The organism is Micromonospora sp. RTGN7 (genome assembly GCF_033804645.1).
Lineage (GTDB): Bacteria > Actinomycetota > Actinomycetes > Mycobacteriales > Micromonosporaceae > Micromonospora.
In genome coordinates this window covers 16,825-34,207 of sequence record NZ_JAPZLF010000024.1, presented here as the reverse complement: position 1 = coordinate 34,207, position 17,383 = coordinate 16,825, and the positions used below count along the sequence as shown (strand labels likewise).

Below are 17,383 nucleotides of genomic sequence, written 5' to 3'. Positions count from 1 at the left end.
CCACGACCGCATTACAGACCCTTTACAACGTTGCCTACAACGTTGTAGAAACCAGGAAGGCGGGTGACCCAGATCACCCGATCGGCATCGTCGCCGTCGCGTCGGCGTGGATTCCGGCGGCGGTACGACACCGACGCGACGACGAAAGGTGGCCTCCTTGCGGACCGCGCAGCTCACCATCGATCCGGCCTTCGTGATCGGACGGGTCGACCGCCGGCTGTTCGGCTCCTTCGTCGAGCACATGGGACGCTGCGTGTACGGCGGGGTCCACGAGCCGGGCCACCCCACCGCCGACCCCATCGGCCTGCGCGGGGACGTGCTGGAGCTGACCCGCGAGCTGGGCGTCTCGGTGGTCCGCTACCCCGGCGGCAACTTCGTCTCCGGCTACCGCTGGGAGGACGGCGTCGGCCCGGCGGGCGACCGGCCCCGCCGCCTCGACCTGGCCTGGAAGAGCATCGAGACCAACGCGTTCGGCCTTGACGAGTTCATGACCTGGGCCTCCGCGGCCGGCGTCGAGCCGATGATGGCGGTCAACCTCGGCACCCGGGGGGTCCAGGAGGCCTGCGACCTGCTGGAGTACGCCAACCACCCCGGCGGCACCCGGCTGTCCGACCTGCGCCGCGAACACGGCGCGAAGGAGCCGTACGGGGTGCGGCTCTGGTGCCTCGGCAACGAGCTGGACGGCCCGTGGCAGGTCGGCCACAAGACCGCCGACGAGTACGGCCGGCTCGCCGCCGAGACCGCCCGCGCGATGAAGATGATCGACCCCTCGGTCAGCCTGGTCGCCTGCGGCAGCTCCAACCGGGGGATGCCCACCTTCGCCTCCTGGGAGGCGACCGTGCTGGAGCACACCTACGAGCACGTCGACTACATCTCCGCGCACACCTACTACGACCCGTCCGACGGCGACCGGGCCAGCATCCTCGCCTCGGCGGTGGACATGGACAACTTCATCACCGAAGTGGTGGCCACCGCCGACCACGTGGCGGCCAAGCAGCGGCACCGGCGCAAGCTCCGGGTCTCCTTCGACGAGTGGAACGTCTGGTACCAGTCCCGCCTCCAGGCCGACCTGGACCGGCGCGGCTGGGTCGAAGCGCCCGCCCTGATCGAGGACGACTTCACCGCCGTTGACGCGGTGGTGGTCGGCGACCTGCTGATCACCCTGCTCCGGCACGCCGACCGGGTCGGGGTCGCCTGCCAGGCGCAGCTCGCCAACGTGATCGCCCCGATCCGCACCCGCACCGGCGGGCCGGCCTGGCGGCAGAGCATCTTCCACCCGTTCGCCCTCACCGCCCGGCACGCCCGGGGCACGGTGCTGCGCACCGAGCCGGCCTGCCCGACGTACGTCACGAAGCGTTACGGCGACGTCCCCGTGCTGGACACCGTGGCGGTGCGCGACGACGAGACCGGCGGGCTGACCGTCTTCGCGGTCAACCGGGGCTCCGACGACCTCCCCCTCGACCTGGACCTGCGCGGCCTGCCGGGTCTGTCCGGGGTCTCCCACCTCACCCTCGCCGCCGGAGACGATCCGGCGGCGACGAACACCGAGGCCGAGCCCGACCGGGTGACGCCCCGGAAACTGTCCACCCCCGCCCCCGACGGCGGTCGGTGCGCGGTGCTCCTGCCGGCGGCCTCCTGGAACATGCTGCGCTTCGGCCCCGTCGGCGGGTAGCGGCGGTCACCGGGCGGCGCACCCACGCCGGCGCACGGGCGGCGGACCAGCTCTCGCACCGGCACACTCATCCCGTCCGTCCCCAAAGGAGAGACACCCAGATGATGCACAGCGAAATGAGTCGGCGTCGCCTGCTCGGCCTCGGCATCGGGCTCGGCACCGCGGCGACGTTGACCCTCGCCGGCTGTGGCGGCGGCAGCAGCAGCGACCGGGGCGCGACCGCCGGCAACGGCGGCAAGGACTACACCGGCCCCAAGGTCGATCTGAAGCTGTGGAACGGCTTCACCGGCGGCGACGGCGACATCTTCAAGAAGCTGGTCGAGCAGTTCAACAGCGAGCACCAGAACATCGCCGTGGGGGTCACCACCTACCGGTGGGAGGACTACTACGTCAAGCTGCCCGGCGCGGTCTCCAGCGGCAACGGCCCGGACATCGCAGTCATGCACATGGATCAGCTCGCCACCTTCGCCGCCCGGGGCGTGATCGCCGAACTGGACGACGTGGCCAAGGCGCTGGCGTTCAGCGAGGGCGATTTCGCCCCCACCGTCTGGAAGGGCGGCCTCTACAAGAACAAGCGGTACGGCATCCCGCTGGACATGCACCCGCTGGGCTTCTACTACAACAGGTCGGTCATGCAGAAGGCGGGCCTTGACCCGAACAAGCCGCCGACGACGCGCGACGAGTACACCGCCGCGCTGACCGAGCTGAAGAAGTCCGGCGTGCAGGGCTTCTGGGTCAGTCCGTTCCAGTTCACCGGCGGGATGACCTTCTACTCGCTGCTGCACCAGTGGGGCGGCACCCTCTTCGACGCCGAGGTCACCAAGGCCACCTTCAACTCCGACCCGGCGGTCGAGGCCTGCACCTGGCTGGTCGACATGATCAAGCGGGGGCACTCCCCCGCCAACGTCGGTCAGGACGCCGACTACCTGGCGTTCAAGAGCGGGAAGAACGCGTTCCACTGGAACGGCATCTGGCAGATCAACGACCTGAAGAAAAACACCGACGTGCAGTGGGGGGTTTCGCCACTGCCGCAGATCGGCAGCCAGCGGGCCGCCTGGGCGAATTCGCACAACTTCACCATCGTCAAGCAGCGCGGCGCCGACAACAACAAGATCTCCGGCGCGAAGGTCTTCATCAACTGGCTCAGCCAGCACTCAGCGGACTGGGCGGCCGGCGGCCAGGTGCCGGCCCGCAAGACGGTCCGCGACAGCGCCGAGTTCACGGCGCTCGCCGAGGTCAACGCGCTGGCCCCCGAGCTGGAGTACGCGGCGTTCCCCCCGGCCGCGCCGGGCCTCGGCGAGGTGATGACCACCTTCTACAGCTCCTTCAACGAGGCTGCGCTGGGCAAGAAGCCCCCGAAGCAGGCGCTCGACGACGGGGTGGCCAAGGCCAACAAGCAACTCGAGGACAACCGCAAGAAGTACGGGAGCTGATCGCCCGTGGCGGACGTGACGAAGGTCGGGGCGGCGCGGGTGGACGCGCCGCCCCCGACGGCCGGGAGGACACGCCGGGGGGCGGTCCGCCGCGGCCGGGCCAGCACCCCGTACCTCTTCCTCACGCCGTACCTGCTCCTCTTCGTGCTCTTCGGGCTGGCCCCGATCCTGCTCGGGCTCTGGCTGAGCGTGCACCAGTGGGACCTGCAACTGCCCCACCGGCCCTTCGTCGGGCTGGACAACTACCGGGACCTCTTCTCCAGCGAGTCGGCGATCTACGGGGACTGGTGGGAAAGCGTCCGGGCGACCGCGACCTTCACCGTCCTCTCGGTGCCGCTGCTGGTGGTCGTACCGCTGGGGCTGGCGCTGCTGCTGAACCGGTCGTTTCCGGGGCGGACGTTCTTCCGGGCGGTCTACTTCGCGCCGTACGTGCTCGGGGTGGCGGTGATCGGCCTGCTCTGGCGCTTCCTGCTGGACGCCAACCTGGGCCTGGCCAACCGGCTGCTGGGCGCCCTCGGCCTGCCGTCGGACACTCCCTGGGTCACCGACGTGCCCTGGGCCTGGGTCTCCCTGGTGGGCGTGACGGTGTGGTGGACCTCCGGCTTCAACGCGGTGATCTACCTGGCCGGCCTCCAGGATGTCCCGGCCGAGCTGTACGAGGCGGCGCGGATGGACGGCGCGGGCGGGTGGGACCGGTTCCGCCACGTCACGATCCCCGGGCTGCGCCCGGTCATGCTCTTCGTGCTCACCACCACGGTCCTCGCCTCGGCGAACGTCTTCGGCCAGTCGTTCCTGATCACCCAGGGTGCCCCGGGCGAGCAGACCCGCACGGTGGTCTGGCGGATCGTGGAGGAGGGGCTGCGGGACAACGACGCCGGCCGGGCAGCCGCGATGAGCATCGTCTTCGCGCTGGCGCTCGCCGTGGTCAGCGTCGTCAACTTCCGGTTCTTCCGGTACCGGGAAGACTGAGGGGAAGACCATGACGACTCTGCGCCGCACCGGCCGCTACGCGGTCCTGGTGATCCTGGCCCTGGTGTTCCTCACCCCGCTGATCTGGATGTTCCTCACCTCGGTGAAGACCAACGGCGACGCACAGCGGATCCCGACGGGCTGGCTGCCGGACCCGTTCTCCACGTACGGCTACGAGCAGGTCCTCGGCAACACCGCCAACCCGGTGCTGCGCTGGTTCCTCAACAGCATGCTGGCCGCCACCCTGCACGCGCTGCTGGTGCTGGTCACGGCGTCGATGGCCGGGTACGCGCTGGCCCGGCTGCGGTTCCGCGGCCGAGGGGTGGGCTTCGCGCTGATCGTGGGCACCCTGTTCATCCCGCCCACCTCGCTGATCATCCCGAACTTCGTGATCGCCGACCGGCTTGGTTGGCTGGACACCCTCCCCGTGCTGGTGGTGCCGGGCGCAGCCAGCGCCTTCGGGGTCTTCTTCCTCCGCCAGTTCTTCCTCTCCATCCCGGCGGAGCTGGAGGAGGCGGCCGTCCTCGACGGGGCCAACCACTGGCAGATCTTCACGAGGGTGCTGCTGCCGTTGTCGAAGCCGGCCCTGGCCACCCTCGCGGTGCTGTCGTTCCTGACCAACTGGAACGACTTTCTCTGGCCGATCTACGTGCTGTTCAGCCCGGATCGGCTCACCCTGCCTGCGGGCCTGGGCCTGCTCCAGGGCACGTACGCCACCGACTATCCGGTGATCATGGCGGGCGCGGTGCTGGCCAGCGTGCCGGTGCTGATCCTCTTCGTCCTCGCTCAGCGGCACATCATCCAGGGTGTCTCCCGCAGTGGCCTGAAGGGATGACCGGCGGAGCGGCTGGGCCACTGCCGTGGCGGTCAGTGAGCGGCCAGCTACCCGGACCGCCCGGGGGGTGAACCACACCTGCGGTGTCGATGAGGTCACGGTACGGCGTGCGCGCTGGTCGCGGACGACAGATCTGCGGCGGGGCGGCACGGATCCGGTCGGGGGTCTTGCGCCACCCCCGCCCGGTGTGAAAATTTCCTACCAGCGACAGATAGCCTTCGGCGAATCTTGCCGTCGGGTGTGTGCCGCGTTTCCCGGCCCGGGCCGGTGCAGCGACGTCCGTCGCACACCGCCCCTGCCACGCCGAGCCCCAACGAAGGGACGCACCGGATGAAGGCAACTCGGCTCAGAGCCGCCGGGCTGGCCGTAGCACTGCTCGGCGCCCTCGTCGCCGTTTCCCCCACCGCCGCGAGCGCGGCCGAGCCCGACGCGGCCGGCACCACCCCCACCACCTCCTGCACCACCGACCCGGCCACCCCGAAGCGTCAGTTCCGGGCCATGTGGATCTCGTCGGTGGTCAACATCGACTGGCCGACCAAGGCGTCCCAGACCGCCCCGGACCGGATCGCCGCCCAGAAGGCGGAGTACCTGGGCTGGCTCGACCTGGCACGGAAGCTGAACCACAACGCGGTGGTGGTGCAGATCCGGCCCACCGCGGACGCGCTCTGGCCGTCGCCACACGAGCCCTGGTCGGAGTACCTGACCGGAGTGCGCGGGCAGGACCCGGGCTGGGACCCGCTGGCGTTCATCGTCGACGAGGCGCACAAGCGGAACCTGGAGTTCCACGCCTGGTTCAACCCGTACCGGATCTCCATGCCCGCCCCGGGCGGCGCGGGCGCGGACATCACGCAGCTCGCGCCGAACCACCCGGCCCGGCAGCACCCGGAGTGGACCTTCGCGTACCCGCCGGCCGGGGTCGCCGGCAGCCGGCTGTACTACAACCCCGGCATCCCCGAGGTCCGCGAGTTCGTCCAGACCGCCATGATGGACGCTGTCACCCGGTACGACGTCGACGGCGTGCACTTCGACGACTACTTCTACCCGTACCCGAGCGGCACCCACCAGGTGCCGGACGACGCGGCGTTCGCCGCGGACAACCGGGGCTTCACCAACCGGGCCGACTGGCGGCGGGACAACATCAACCTGCTGATCCAGGAGATGAACGGCAAGATCAAGGCGGCGAAGCCGTGGGTGAAGTTCGGCGTCAGCCCGTTCGGCATCTGGCGGAACAAGTCCGTGGACCCGCTCGGCTCGGACACCACCGGCAGCCAGTCGTACGACATCATCTCCGCCGACACCCGCAAGTGGGTCAAGGAGGAGTGGATCGACTACATCGTGCCGCAGCTCTACTGGTACATCGGCCAGTACCCGGCAGCCGACTACGCCCGGCTGGTGCCGTGGTGGGCCGAGACGGTGCGCGGCACCCGCGTGCAGCTCTACATCGGCCAGGCCGACTACAAGAGCGGTGACCCGGCGTTCGGGCCTTTCTGGCAGAACCCGCGCGAACTGTCGGACCACCTGACGCTCAACCGGGCGCACCCGGAGGTGCTCGGCAACGTGCACTTCTCCGCCGTGCAGGTGAAGGCGAACCGGCTCGGCGCCACCGACATCTACGCCGCCGAGCACTACTCCCGCCCGGCCCTGGTGCCGGCGATGCCCCACCTGCCGGCGAAGCCGCTGCTGCCCCCGGTGGTCACCGGCGCACAACGGCAGGACGACGGGGTGCTGCTGAGCTGGCGGCAACTGGCCGACGGCGTGGGCCCGTTCGGCCGGACCACCTCGTACGCGATCTACCGGTTCGACGCATTCGGCCTGGCCGGGAAGTGCGGCTTCGCCGACGCGTCCCACCTGGTCGCCACCGTCCGGGCCACCCCCGGCGCGGTGCAGTCCTGGGTGGACACCACCGCTGAGGCCGACAAGCGGTACACCTACCATGTGACCGCGCTGGACCGGCTGTCCAACGAGAGCCTCGTCAGCCCACCGCGCTTCGTGCGCTGACGACAGGACGAACGCCCCGGGACGCCCCAGCGCCCCGGGGTATTCGTCTGTTCCAACTCATGTCGACAGATGTTCGTTCATGACCACGGCCAACGCCGAGGCCCGCGCCGCCGCCTGACGGGGAGGGGGTAGGTGGCCGGCGTCAGGCCCGTTCCGGGTGGCCCGCCGAGCGGCGGTCCGGCTCCGGGCCGAGCTGACGCGGGGCGAGCGCACCGGTGGTCGTGAAGCGGACCGAGCCCTCGCCCAGGTCCGGGTGCTCGACCCGCAACGCCACCGCAGCCGCCTCCTCCAGCCCCAGCTCGCTCCCCTCGCCGTACGCGTCGTCGAACGCCTCGTCGCCCAACGCCCGGCGCAGCGCGGCCTGCTGCTCCAGCCAGTAGGGGCCGTAGATGCCGGGCGTCGAGCGCATGCTCGCCCGGGTCGCCTGGGCCGCGCCGAAGAGCCGGGCTGCGGTCAGCGGGTCCTCCCCGACGGCGCAGCGCACCGCGATCGCGTTAAGGGTGTCGCAGGCCCTGCGGTGGAAGCCGTGGCTCATTCGGGACCGCAGCGCCGCCAGCAGGTGCTCGTGCGCCGCCACCAGGTCCCGGCGGCCCAACGCCACCATGCCGAGCAGCATGTCGACCGACCGTCGCCCCCGATCCGCCGGGCGGGCCGCCTCGACCGGGCGCGCCTCGCCGAGCAATTCCGCCGCCTCCACCAGCGCACCCCGCCGCCAGAGCAACTCGGCGAGGCTGAACACGGCGGGCAACGCGTCGGGAACCACGTCCCACTCGCGTGCCCACTCGATGGCCTTCCGGCAGACCAGCTCGGCCTCGACGAACTGCCCCGTGTCGACCAGCGGGCCCGCCCGCCCGGCCAGCACCCGGGCCAGCAGGCCCGCGTCGCCGGCCTTCCGGGCCACCGCCTCGGCCCGCTGGGAGTAGCGCAGTTCCTCGCCGAACTCGCCGTCCGCGCCGGAGTGCAGCGAGTGCATGTGGTACGCCGCCGCCAGCTCGTCCTCCGGGACGGACTCCCCGGTCTCGGCCATCCGGCCGTACAGCCGGAACAGCCAGAGCCGACCCTCGCGGACCAATCCGCGCTCCCGCCACCACTGGTCCAGTCCACCGGCCAGGCGCAGGCCCGCCCGGGCGCTGCCACCGGTGGCGCACCAGCGCAGGGCGGCCCGCAGCTCACCGGCGAGCGGATCGAGGGCGTACAGGGAGAGGGTGACCGGCCGGCCGTCCGGGCCCAGGTGTGCCCGCCGCAACGCGTGCGTCGACCAGGCGAGGTGCCGGTCCCGGGCGGCCCGTTCCTCGCCGGCCTGCACCAGCCGCCGCGCCGCGTACGCCCGGATCGGGTCGAGCATCCGGTACGTGCTGCCCGCGGCGTGCGGATCGGCCAGGATCATCGACTTGTCCACCAGCACCGACAGCGGGTCGAGCGGGTCGTCGTCGAGCACCCACTCCACGGTGGGCAGGTCGACCGGTCCGACGAAGACCGAGAGCCAGCGCAGCAGCCGCGCGGCCCGGGGGCCGAGCGTCCGGTACGACCAGGTGACGGTGGCCTGCATGGTGAGGTGCCGCTCGTTGGCCGAGCGCTGCACCGCCCGGGTCGCCGGGGTGGCCGAGACCATGCCGCGGGGGGCCGCCACCAGCTCGACGGTGTCCTGCTGGCGGCCCGTCCAGCCGAGCCCGGCCCGGGGCAGGCCAGGGTCATCCCGGCCGGCGTCCAGGGTGCCCAGCACATCGTCGAGGCGCTCGGCGAGCTGGCCGACGGAGAGCACCCGCAGCCGGGCTGCGGCCAGCTCGATGGCCAGCGGCAGGCCGTCCAACCGCCGTACCACCCGCCGCAGGTCCGCCGACTCGGCCGGGGCCGGCTGCCGCCCACCCCTGGCCGCCGCCGTGCGGTCCAGCAGCAACGCCACCGCATCGCTCTCCGCACCGTCCTGCCCGGGCTCCACCGACAGCGACGGAATCCGCCACACCACCTCGCCGGGCAGGCCGAACGACTCGCGGCTGGTGGCGAGTACCCGGATCCCACCCCCGCCGGCGAGCAGCCGGGAGATCAGCTCCGCGGAGGCGGACGGCTGGGCGTCGCAGGTGTCGAGCAGGACCAGCATCCGGCGGGCCGACGCGTACTCGACGAGGGTGTCCACCATCGGACGACCGGGCTCCGGACGCAGCCCCAGCACGGCGGCGACCGCGAACGCCACCAGCCCCGGGTCGGTCACCGTGGCGATGTCGACGAACCAGACTCCGTCCGGGTGCTCCTCCACCATCGCGGCGGTCAGCTCGACGGCGAGCCGGGTCTTGCCGGCCCCGCCCGCACCGAGCACCGTGACCAGCCGGTGCCCCTCGACCAGCCGGCGCAGCTCGGCCCGCTCGGTTTCCCGGCCCACGAACGAGGTGGCCTGGGTCGGCAGGTTGTGCGCCACCGCGTCGGCGGTGCGTGGCCGCGGAAACTGCCGCTCCAGGCCGGGCGCCACGAGCTGGAACAACCGTTCCCGGTCGTCGAAGCCGCGCAGCCGGTGCAGGCCGAGGTCGAGCAGGGACGCGCCGGCCGGCAGCGGGTCGGCGTGCCGAGCGGTGGACCCCGAGCAGAGCACCTGCCCGCCGTGGGCGGCGGCGGACACCCGGGCCGCCCGGTGTACCTCAGTGCTGGCGTACTCGCCGTCGCGGGGCTCCGCCCAGCCCGTGTGCAGGCCCATCCGGACCCGGGGGGCGGCCTCGGGGGCCGGCCAGTCGTGGCAGGTCAGCGCGCGCTGCGCGGTGAGGCAGGCGGTGAGCGCAGCTCCGGCGTCCGGGAACGCGATGAAGAACGAGTCCCCCTCGGTCAACAGCTCCGCGCCGTCGGTGGCGGCCAGGGTGCGACGCAGCAGACGGCGGTGTTCCCGCAGCACCGGGCGGTACCCGGGACCGAGTAGTTGGGCCAGTCGCGTCGAACCCTCGATGTCGGTGAACACGAAGGTCACCAATCCGCTCGGGAGGTGGATCTCTGGCGACATACGTCGAACCTCCGCCCCGTCACGACGGGTTCATGCTGCCCCATGTCCGTGCGGTCACACATCGTGAGAACGGTCGGGCGGAATCAGACCCAAGGTGCCGTCGAGGGCCGCAATCGGCAGTTCGGGTCGGTACGTCCCGAGCGGCCGGCGGGGAGCAGGCGAGCCGGCCGGCGGGGAACCGGTTCAGCAGCCACAACCCCCACCGCAGCAGCCACCGCCGGACGGGGCCTGCACGGCCGGGCCGGCACCGCCCCGGCCGGTCACGGCCACCGTGGACAGCAGTTTGACGGTGTCGGCGTGCCCCTGCGGGCAGGACGCGGGCTCGCCGGCCTGCGCCATCGGACGGTTGACCTCGAAGGTGTCGCCGCAGGCGCGGCAGCGGAACTCGTACCTGGGCATGGCACAAGGGTACGACCGGTCCTGACGGGACGCGCGACATGGGTGATACTCGACGGGTGGTGGACGGCGAGGACACATCGACGGTGCGGCCCCTACGACCGGCCACGCCGCCCGAGGACCCCGGCGGCCTCCCTGCGCGCGCCGGGCTGCCCCGCCCCCGCCGGCCCTGGCTGCGATCGACGAAGCCCGCCGACACTCCCGCCCGGCCCGCCGACGCCTCCGACGTCCCCGCCGATGTCGACGGGCCGTCAACCAGCGCGCGGGCCGACGTCGGCCCGACGAACGGGCCCACGCACGGGCCGACAGCGGCGGCCGACAGCACAGCGGTAAGGACCGACTCCACCGCCCCGGTCGAAACCGCCCCGATCGAAACCGCCCCGGTCGAAAAGGCCGACCTGACCGACACGATCGAAAAGGTCGCCACCGCCGGGACGGCCGAGAAGAGCGACGCGGTCGAGAAGATTGACGCGGCGGCGCCGGCCGACAGTGCCGAGAAGGCCGACGGCGTGGTCGCTGGCGGAATCGGGCGGGCGGGAGCCACCCGGCGACGGCGGGTGCCGTTCGCCCACGCCGTACGCATGCCTCCGCCGCGACAGGCGGCGGTTGCCGTCGCCCGGGCCACCCGGGCCTGGTCCCGCCGCCCGAGCGGCCGGCTCACCCTGCCCGGGCTGCTCCTGCTCGGCCTGGTCGGGGCGACCGCCGCCGCCGGCGCGCTGCTGGTGCCGGCGACCGCGCAGAAATCCCGCCCCACCGCGGTCGACGCCACCGCCGCCACACCGCAGGACAGCACGGGAGCGACGCAGGGCGGGATGATCCCCGGCGTCCCCGGCACCCCGCTGCCGCCCGGAGCGACGGTGCCGCCCGGAGCGACGACGGTGCCGGGCGGCCCGGTGATGGCCGGCCGGCCCGCCGACGCGCTCGCCGCCTGGGCGCAGCAGACCGGCGTGAAGGCCCACATCGCGCCGGTGGCCATGCAGGCGTACGGCTACGCCGAGCTGGTGCTCTCGCAGACCATGCCCGGCTGCCGGCTGAGCTGGACCACGCTCGCCGCCATCGGGCACGTCGAGTCGGGGCACGGCCAGGCCAACGGCGCCACCCTCGGCCCGGACGGCCGGGCGCTCCCGGAGATCATCGGCGATCCGCTCGACGGCAACGGCGGCCGGTCGAAGATCATGGACACCGACCGGGGGCTCTACGACCGGGACACCGTCTACGACCGGGCGATCGGGCCCATGCAGTTCATCCCCACCACCTGGCAGGAGATCGGCGCGGACGCGGACAGCGACGGCCGGCGGGACCCGCACGACCTCGACGACGCCGCCCTGGCCGCCGGCAACTACCTGTGCAAGGGCGGCCGGAACCTGACTGTCCCCGGCGACTGGTGGGGCGCGATCCTGTCGTACAACGACGTTCGCCGGTACGCTCAGAACGTCTTCGACAAGGCCAACGAGTACGGGTTGGCCAGTCGCACGTGAAGTGATCGTCCGCGTACATTTTGACGAACTGGACACTTCCGTCACGCTGCTGTTAGCGGCAAGCTAGACGGGTGATGGTGCGCGAGTGGGATTCCAGGACCGCGTCGTCCGCCGAGATCGCGTCGCTGCTGGACACGCTCAACGCGGTTCTGGCGGCCGACCTTCCGCAGGACCCGCCCTGGAGAGAGGACTCCCTGCGGGAATACCTCTCCGAGGTGATGCCCGGCGAACGGCGGCTCTCCTGGGCGGCTCAGGCCGGGTCGCCCGCCGAGGGTGAACTCGGCGTGATGCTCGGCCACGTCCACGTGCTGCTGCTCGGCGACATCGGCGTGCTGGAGGTGTTGGTGCACCCGACGGCCCGCCGCACCGGCCTGGGTCGGGATCTGGTCCGGCTGGCCGCCCGGCGGGTCTACCAGGAGGGTTTCCGGTCGATCGGGGTCGAGGTGGTCGGCGACACCCCGGCCGTGGAGTTCTACGAAGCGCTGGGTTTCTCCCGGGAGTACGTGGAGACGCGCAGCGTGCTGGACCTGTCCGCGGTGGACTGGGCAGCGCTGACGGAGATGGCCACCGGCGTCGACGCGGGGTACCGGGTGGAGTTCTGCCCCGGCGGCCCTCCCGACGACCTGATCGACGCGTACGCGCGGGCCAAGGCCGCGGTGCGTGACGTGGACGACGGCGAGCTGCGCCCCAGCTCGTACGACCCGCAGCGGCTGCGGGACAGCCTGGACACCCTGCACCGGCGGGGCATGAAGCCGTACATCGTGCTCGCCATCCACGACGACACCGGCGAGGTGGCCGGGCTGACCGAGGTGGTGGTGCCGGCGCAACACCCGACCCGCGCCGACCAGTACGACACGATCGTGGCGCAGCAGCATCGGGGCCACGGCATCGACCGGGCGATCAAGGCGCGGATGCTGCTGGAGCTGCGCTCGGCCGAGCCGGAGCTGACCGAGGTGCAGACCTGGAACGCGCAGGCCAACGAGTCGATGCTCAAGGTCAACGCCGAGCTGGGTTACCGCCCGGACCGGGAATGGTGCGAGTACAGCGTGGACGTGGCCGAGCTGGTGCACCAGCTCGACGCGCCCCGGTGACTTGGCCACACCGGTACACCGGCGCGGCCGGATTCACCAAAGCGCCCTGCGGGGGATGGACGGCGGACAGCACCGCGCCTTAACGTGCGTTTGTTCCCGTCCACCCATTGTGGAGGCCTTATGCGCCCGCGCCGCAGATACGTCGCGCTCGCGACCGTCGCTGCCGTCACCATTCCGGTCATCGGCATCGCACCCCCCGCGGCCAGCGCCGCGCCCACCGACCTGTTCATCTCCGAGTACGTCGAAGGCTCGTCGAACAACAAGGCGATCGAGCTGTACAACGGCACCGGCGCCCCCGTCGACCTCGCCGCCGGCGGCTACCAGCTCCAGCTCCACTTCAACGGCAGCACCACGGCGACCACCCTGGCGCTGACCGGCACCGTGGCCCCGGGCGACACGTTCGTGTTCGCCGCCGCCTCCGCCGCCCCGGCGATCCTCGCCCAGGCCGACCAGACCACCGCCGCGAGCCTGTTCAACGGCGACGACGCGATCGTGCTGCGCAGGGGCAACACCGTGGTCGACTCGATCGGCCAGGTGGGCGTCGACCCGGGCACCGAGTGGGGCAGCGGCCTCACCAGCACCGCCGACAACACGCTGCGCCGGCTGCCCACGGTGACCTCCGGCGACACCGACCCGTCGGACGCGTTCGCCCCGGCCACCCAGTGGGCCGGCTTCGCCACCGACACCTTCGACGGTCTCGGCTCGCACACCGTCGACGGGGGCGGCCCCGTCGACCAGCCCGCCACCGTCACCTGCGGCGGCGCGCTGACCACAGCGGCCGGCACCACCGCCAGTCGCGAGGTCACCGCCACCGACCCCGACGACAGGATCGTCGACCTGGCGGTCACCTCGGTCAGCCCGGCCCCGGCCACCGGCTCGATCACCCGGACCGGGTTCACCCCGGCTGACGCCGTCGGCGGCACCGCCCGCGCCACCGTCGCCACCAGCACCGACCTGGCCGCCGGGGCGTACACGGTGACCCTGACCGCCACCGACGCCGACGGCGGCACCGCCACCTGCGAGCTGGCCGTGACGGTGACCCGGGAGCTGACCGTCGGCGAGGTGCAGGGCCCGACCACCGACGCCGAGGCCGGCCCGGCCGACCGGTCGCCGCTCGCGCCGGCCTCCGGCAACGGCACCAGCAGCAGCCTGTACGACGTCCAGGGCGTGATCACCCAGCTCACCCTGGCCCGCACCTCCGCCGGCGCCGAGCAGCGCGGCTTCTTCCTGCAGAGCCGTGCCGACGCCACCGACGCCGACCCGACGTCCTCGGACGGAATCTTCGTCTTCATGGGCTCGTTCACCTCGCTGCCCGGCGGCTACGTGCCGACCGTCGGCGACGAGGTCGTGCTCCGGGCCCGGGTGTCGGAGTACTTCAACTCCACCCAGCTCTCCGGCGCCTCCCTGGTCCGCAGGGTCGCCTCGGGGCTGGACGTGAACGCCGTCGTCACGGTCGACAACGCGGTGCCCCCGGCCGACCTGGCCGCCGCGCAGCGGTTCTTTGAGCGGCACGAGGGTGCCCGGCTGCGGGTCCGCGCCGGCAGCGGCGCGGTGAGCGGGCGGGGCGTCTTCCCGTCCACGGCCGACGCCGAGACCTGGGTGGTCGACCGGGACGACCCGCTGCTGGACCGCGCCGACCAGTACGCCCGCCGGGTGTTCCGGGACGCGCACCCGCTGGACAACGACCCGACCCGGCGCTTCGACGACGGCAACGGCCAGCGGATCATGCTGGGCAGCATGGGCGTCAAGGGCGCCGCCGGGGACAGCACCGCGATCCTGCCGCCGTCGAGGACCTTCGACACCCTCGGCGAGGACGCGTACGGCGCGATCTACTACTCGTTCGAAAAGTACGGCGTCCAGGTCGAGAAGGCCGTCTTCGCCGCCGGGGCCGACCCGTCGAAGAACAACCCGCCGCAGCCGGCCGACCGGTCGCAGGAGATCGCGATCGCGACGTACAACGTGGAGAACCTGTACGACCACCGGGACGACCCGTTCGACGGCTGCGACTTCACCGGGAACCCCGGCTGCACCGGGGTCCGCCCGCCGTTCGACTACGTGCCGGCCAGCGAGGCCGACTACCGGGAGCACCTGGCCTCGCTCGCCGACCAGATCCGCACCGACCTGCACGCGCCGGACCTGATCCTGGTGCAGGAGGCCGAGGACCAGGACATCTGTTCCGTCTCCGGTACGGAGTTGGTCTGCGGGGACACCGACAATGCCGACGGTGCCCCGGACACCCTCCAGGACCTGGCGCTGACCATCGCCGCTACCGGCGGCCCGGCGTACGCCGCCGCCTACGACCGGACCGGCGCGGACGCCCGGGGCATCACCGCCGGCTTCCTGTACCGCACCGACCGGTTGTCGCTGGCGGCGGCGACCGCCGCAGACCCGCTGCTCGGCTCCGCGCCGATGGTGCCGTACCGGTCGGCGGGTCTGCCGTCCAACGCGGACGTGCAGAACCCGAAGGCGCTCAACGCGGTGCTGCCGGCCGACACCGACACCTCGACCGGCAAGGACGGCAACAACGTCTACACCCGGGCCCCGCAGCTCGGCAAGTTCCTGGTCAAGGCGGCGCCGGGCTCGTCCGAGTCGTACGTGCTGTGGGCGCTGAGCAACCACTTCTCGTCCGGGCCGGACAGCCGGGTCGGGCAGCGCGCCGAGCAGGCCGCGTACGGTGCGGCGTTGGTCACCGCGATCCACAATTCGGACCGGAACTCCCGGGTGGTCTACGGCGGCGACCTGAACGTCTTCCCCCGCCCGGACGACCCGATCGCCACCGGGGCGGACCCGACCCCGTCGGACCAGCTCGCCTCGCTGTACGACGCGGGCCTGCACAGCCTCTGGGACGACCTGGTCGCCGACGTGCCGTCGTCCGCGTACTCGTACAGCTTCGAGGGGCAGGCGCAAACGCTGGACCACCTGTTCGTCAACGACGCGCTCCGCGACGACCTGGTGCAGGTGCGGACGGCGCACATCAACGCCGACTGGCCGGCAGAGTTCAACGGGGACGGGTCGCGCGGCTCCAGCGACCACGACCCGCAGGTGGCCCGGTTCCGCTCCCGGGCGTCGCTGACCGTCGGCGATGCGACGGTGGTCGAGGGCAATCAGGGCACCCGCCCGCTGACCTTCACCGTCAGCGTGTCCCGGCCGTTGTCCCAGCCCGTCCTGATCTGCGCCGTCACCTACGGCTCCACCGCGCAGGCCGGATCGGACTACGACCCGTACGTCGGCTGTAGGACACTCGCGGCAGGACAGACCTCACTGACCTTCGCGGTGACCGTGCGCGGTGACCGCAAGCGGGAGGCCGACGAGAAGGTGAAACTGTTGGTGGCCGGGGTGCCCGGGCTACTCCTGGCCGACCCGCTCGCAGTGGGCACCATCGTCAACGACGACTGACCCTGCTCCGGCCGACGACGGCCCCCCGCCCGAGGGTCCGCCCGGGCGGGGGGCCGTCTCGGTCCTGCCGCCCGGGCGGGGGGCCGTCTCAGTACCGATCCCGCATGTCCTTCGGCGGCGGCACGTTGCGGTACTGCGCCGCCCGCACCTCCCACTGGCTGCGCCGTCGACGCGCCTCGCGGTCCACCGGACAGCGGTGGAACGTCTCTGGCGGTCGGGCCAGGCCATAGATGTCGGCCCACCAGTCGCCCGGCTCGGGGTCGAGAATGGTGTCCAGGTGGGACGGGTAGCGTCGTCCCGCGCCGTCGCGAGTGTCGTCCCAGTCCGCCATCGGCTGGATCACCCGGCCGTCCTGGTCGACGACGGCGAGGTAGAGGCCGGCCGCGCCGAAGAGTCGTTCCAGCACCGCGAGGCTGGGCGTCATGGCACCGGTCTCCACCCGGCCCACGGTCGACGGTGCCACCTTCGCGACACGCGCCATCTGGCGCTGTCCCAGGCCGGCGATGCGCCGGGCCTTGCGCACCAGCCCGGCAATGGGGAACGGCCCGACCGTCGGACCGGTCGGTGGTGGATCAAGTGCGGAAGCCATACCGGGAGCCTGCCGACCATGGTGGGTGGTCGACAAGACCTGTGGAAAACCCTGTGGACAACCCATGGACAACTTGCCCACATCTGACGCGCCACCTCCACGCGACCTCCACGCGACCTCCACGCGACCTCCACGTCGCCGAAGCCAACTACCAGCACGCTGGGTAACGAAGGTCAGCCAAATCACGAAATTACTCCGCGCTACAGCAGCCCCATCCTCCAACACCTCCCACGCCCGCTTTGCTCTGCTGCTCCCCAGGCAACACCAGGAGAGAGCAGGATCGATGCAGAATCTGCCGCGAGGGTCTCGATGTGTGAGCACGGACGCTTAGTGACTGTTGCCTGCGCTGCAGCAGAGCAAAGGAAGCGAGGAGAGGGTGGGGGTGGAGATGAGTTAGGTAACGCTGAGTGGCGGATTGGGGAATTAGGGCTCGCTTGGCGTCCGCGGTGGCGATCAGGCGAGGGCCGCGCAACCGCGCGCCACCGACATCTGCGACACGCCGCGCTCATCATGTTCGAGCACCCGTCGGTCGGGGCGCGTCAT

At 71.9% G+C, this 17,383-nt stretch carries 11 protein-coding genes; 8 read left to right on the top strand and 3 right to left on the bottom strand.

Going from position 1 to position 17,383, the window contains the following annotated elements; translation table 11 throughout:
- Nucleotides 1-157 precede the first annotated feature (157 nt).
- From SNR22_RS25790 to SNR22_RS25770, 5 genes are all read left to right on the top strand, one after another.
- The gene (locus tag SNR22_RS25790; RefSeq protein WP_320069249.1) at nucleotides 158-1,672 is read left to right on the top strand and encodes an alpha-N-arabinofuranosidase; all 1,515 of its coding nucleotides are present in this window, start codon (nucleotides 158-160) and stop codon (nucleotides 1,670-1,672) included.
- Nucleotides 1,673-1,773: 101 nt separating this feature from the next.
- A complete protein-coding gene (locus tag SNR22_RS25785; protein WP_320069248.1) occupies nucleotides 1,774-3,105 on the top strand; it encodes an ABC transporter substrate-binding protein in 1,332 nt (443 codons plus the stop codon).
- Nucleotides 3,106-3,111: 6 nt separating this feature from the next.
- Nucleotides 3,112-4,074 (top strand): sugar ABC transporter permease, encoded by a 963-nt coding sequence (locus SNR22_RS25780; protein ID WP_320069247.1) that lies wholly within the window; start codon nucleotides 3,112-3,114, stop codon nucleotides 4,072-4,074.
- Between the two features lie 10 nt (nucleotides 4,075-4,084).
- On the top strand, nucleotides 4,085-4,909 hold the full coding sequence (locus SNR22_RS25775; RefSeq protein ID WP_320069246.1) for a carbohydrate ABC transporter permease: 825 nt from the start codon (nucleotides 4,085-4,087) through the stop codon (nucleotides 4,907-4,909).
- A 330-nt stretch (nucleotides 4,910-5,239) separates the two neighbouring features.
- A complete protein-coding gene (locus SNR22_RS25770; RefSeq protein WP_320069245.1) occupies nucleotides 5,240-6,907 on the top strand; it encodes a glycoside hydrolase family 10 protein in 1,668 nt (555 codons plus the stop codon).
- A 142-nt stretch (nucleotides 6,908-7,049) separates the two neighbouring features.
- Here the strand turns inward: SNR22_RS25770 and SNR22_RS25765 are convergent, their stop codons facing one another.
- Nucleotides 7,050-9,890 carry an adenylate/guanylate cyclase domain-containing protein gene (locus SNR22_RS25765; protein ID WP_320069244.1) on the bottom strand — a complete coding sequence of 947 codons (2,841 nt, stop codon included), beginning with the start codon at nucleotides 9,888-9,890 and terminating at the stop codon, nucleotides 7,050-7,052.
- Between the two features lie 183 nt (nucleotides 9,891-10,073).
- Nucleotides 10,074-10,289: a zinc ribbon domain-containing protein gene (locus SNR22_RS25760; RefSeq protein ID WP_320069243.1), complete on the bottom strand. Its 216-nt coding sequence runs from the start codon at nucleotides 10,287-10,289 to the stop codon at nucleotides 10,074-10,076.
- A gap of 38 nt (nucleotides 10,290-10,327) precedes the next feature.
- Here SNR22_RS25760 and SNR22_RS25755 point away from each other — a divergent pair, with 38 nt between their 5' ends.
- The 3 genes from SNR22_RS25755 (at nucleotide 10,328) to SNR22_RS25745 (ending at nucleotide 16,251) form a co-directional block, all read left to right on the top strand.
- Nucleotides 10,328-11,764 (top strand): lytic murein transglycosylase, encoded by a 1,437-nt coding sequence (locus tag SNR22_RS25755; RefSeq protein WP_413775706.1) that lies wholly within the window; start codon nucleotides 10,328-10,330, stop codon nucleotides 11,762-11,764.
- Nucleotides 11,765-11,838: 74 nt separating this feature from the next.
- Complete coding sequence (locus SNR22_RS25750; protein ID WP_320069289.1) at nucleotides 11,839-12,855, top strand: GNAT family N-acetyltransferase; 1,017 nt, start codon at nucleotides 11,839-11,841, stop codon at nucleotides 12,853-12,855.
- Nucleotides 12,856-12,975: 120 nt separating this feature from the next.
- Nucleotides 12,976-16,251 (top strand): lamin tail domain-containing protein, encoded by a 3,276-nt coding sequence (locus SNR22_RS25745; protein ID WP_320069242.1) that lies wholly within the window; start codon nucleotides 12,976-12,978, stop codon nucleotides 16,249-16,251.
- Between the two features lie 88 nt (nucleotides 16,252-16,339).
- Here the strand turns inward: SNR22_RS25745 and SNR22_RS25740 are convergent, their stop codons facing one another.
- Nucleotides 16,340-16,840: a helix-turn-helix transcriptional regulator gene (locus SNR22_RS25740; protein WP_320069241.1), complete on the bottom strand. Its 501-nt coding sequence runs from the start codon at nucleotides 16,838-16,840 to the stop codon at nucleotides 16,340-16,342.
- Nucleotides 16,841-17,383 lie beyond the last annotated feature (543 nt).

Bases quoted from the DNA above. Each gene is read 5' to 3' on its own strand.
- SNR22_RS25785 (WP_320069248.1), top strand. From the start codon at position 1,774: ATGATGCACAGCGAAATGAGTCGGCGTCGCCTGCTCGGCCTCGGCATC.
- SNR22_RS25775 (WP_320069246.1), top strand. From the start codon at position 4,085: ATGACGACTCTGCGCCGCACCGGCCGCTACGCGGTCCTGGTGATCCTG.
- SNR22_RS25770 (WP_320069245.1), top strand. From the start codon at position 5,240: ATGAAGGCAACTCGGCTCAGAGCCGCCGGGCTGGCCGTAGCACTGCTC.
- SNR22_RS25765 (WP_320069244.1), bottom strand. From the start codon at position 9,890: ATGTCGCCAGAGATCCACCTCCCGAGCGGATTGGTGACCTTCGTGTTC.
- SNR22_RS25760 (WP_320069243.1), bottom strand. From the start codon at position 10,289: ATGCCCAGGTACGAGTTCCGCTGCCGCGCCTGCGGCGACACCTTCGAG.
- SNR22_RS25755 (WP_413775706.1), top strand. From the start codon at position 10,328: ATGGGTGATACTCGACGGGTGGTGGACGGCGAGGACACATCGACGGTG.
- SNR22_RS25750 (WP_320069289.1), top strand. From the start codon at position 11,839: ATGGTGCGCGAGTGGGATTCCAGGACCGCGTCGTCCGCCGAGATCGCG.
- SNR22_RS25745 (WP_320069242.1), top strand. From the start codon at position 12,976: ATGCGCCCGCGCCGCAGATACGTCGCGCTCGCGACCGTCGCTGCCGTC.
- SNR22_RS25740 (WP_320069241.1), bottom strand. From the start codon at position 16,840: ATGGCTTCCGCACTTGATCCACCACCGACCGGTCCGACGGTCGGGCCG.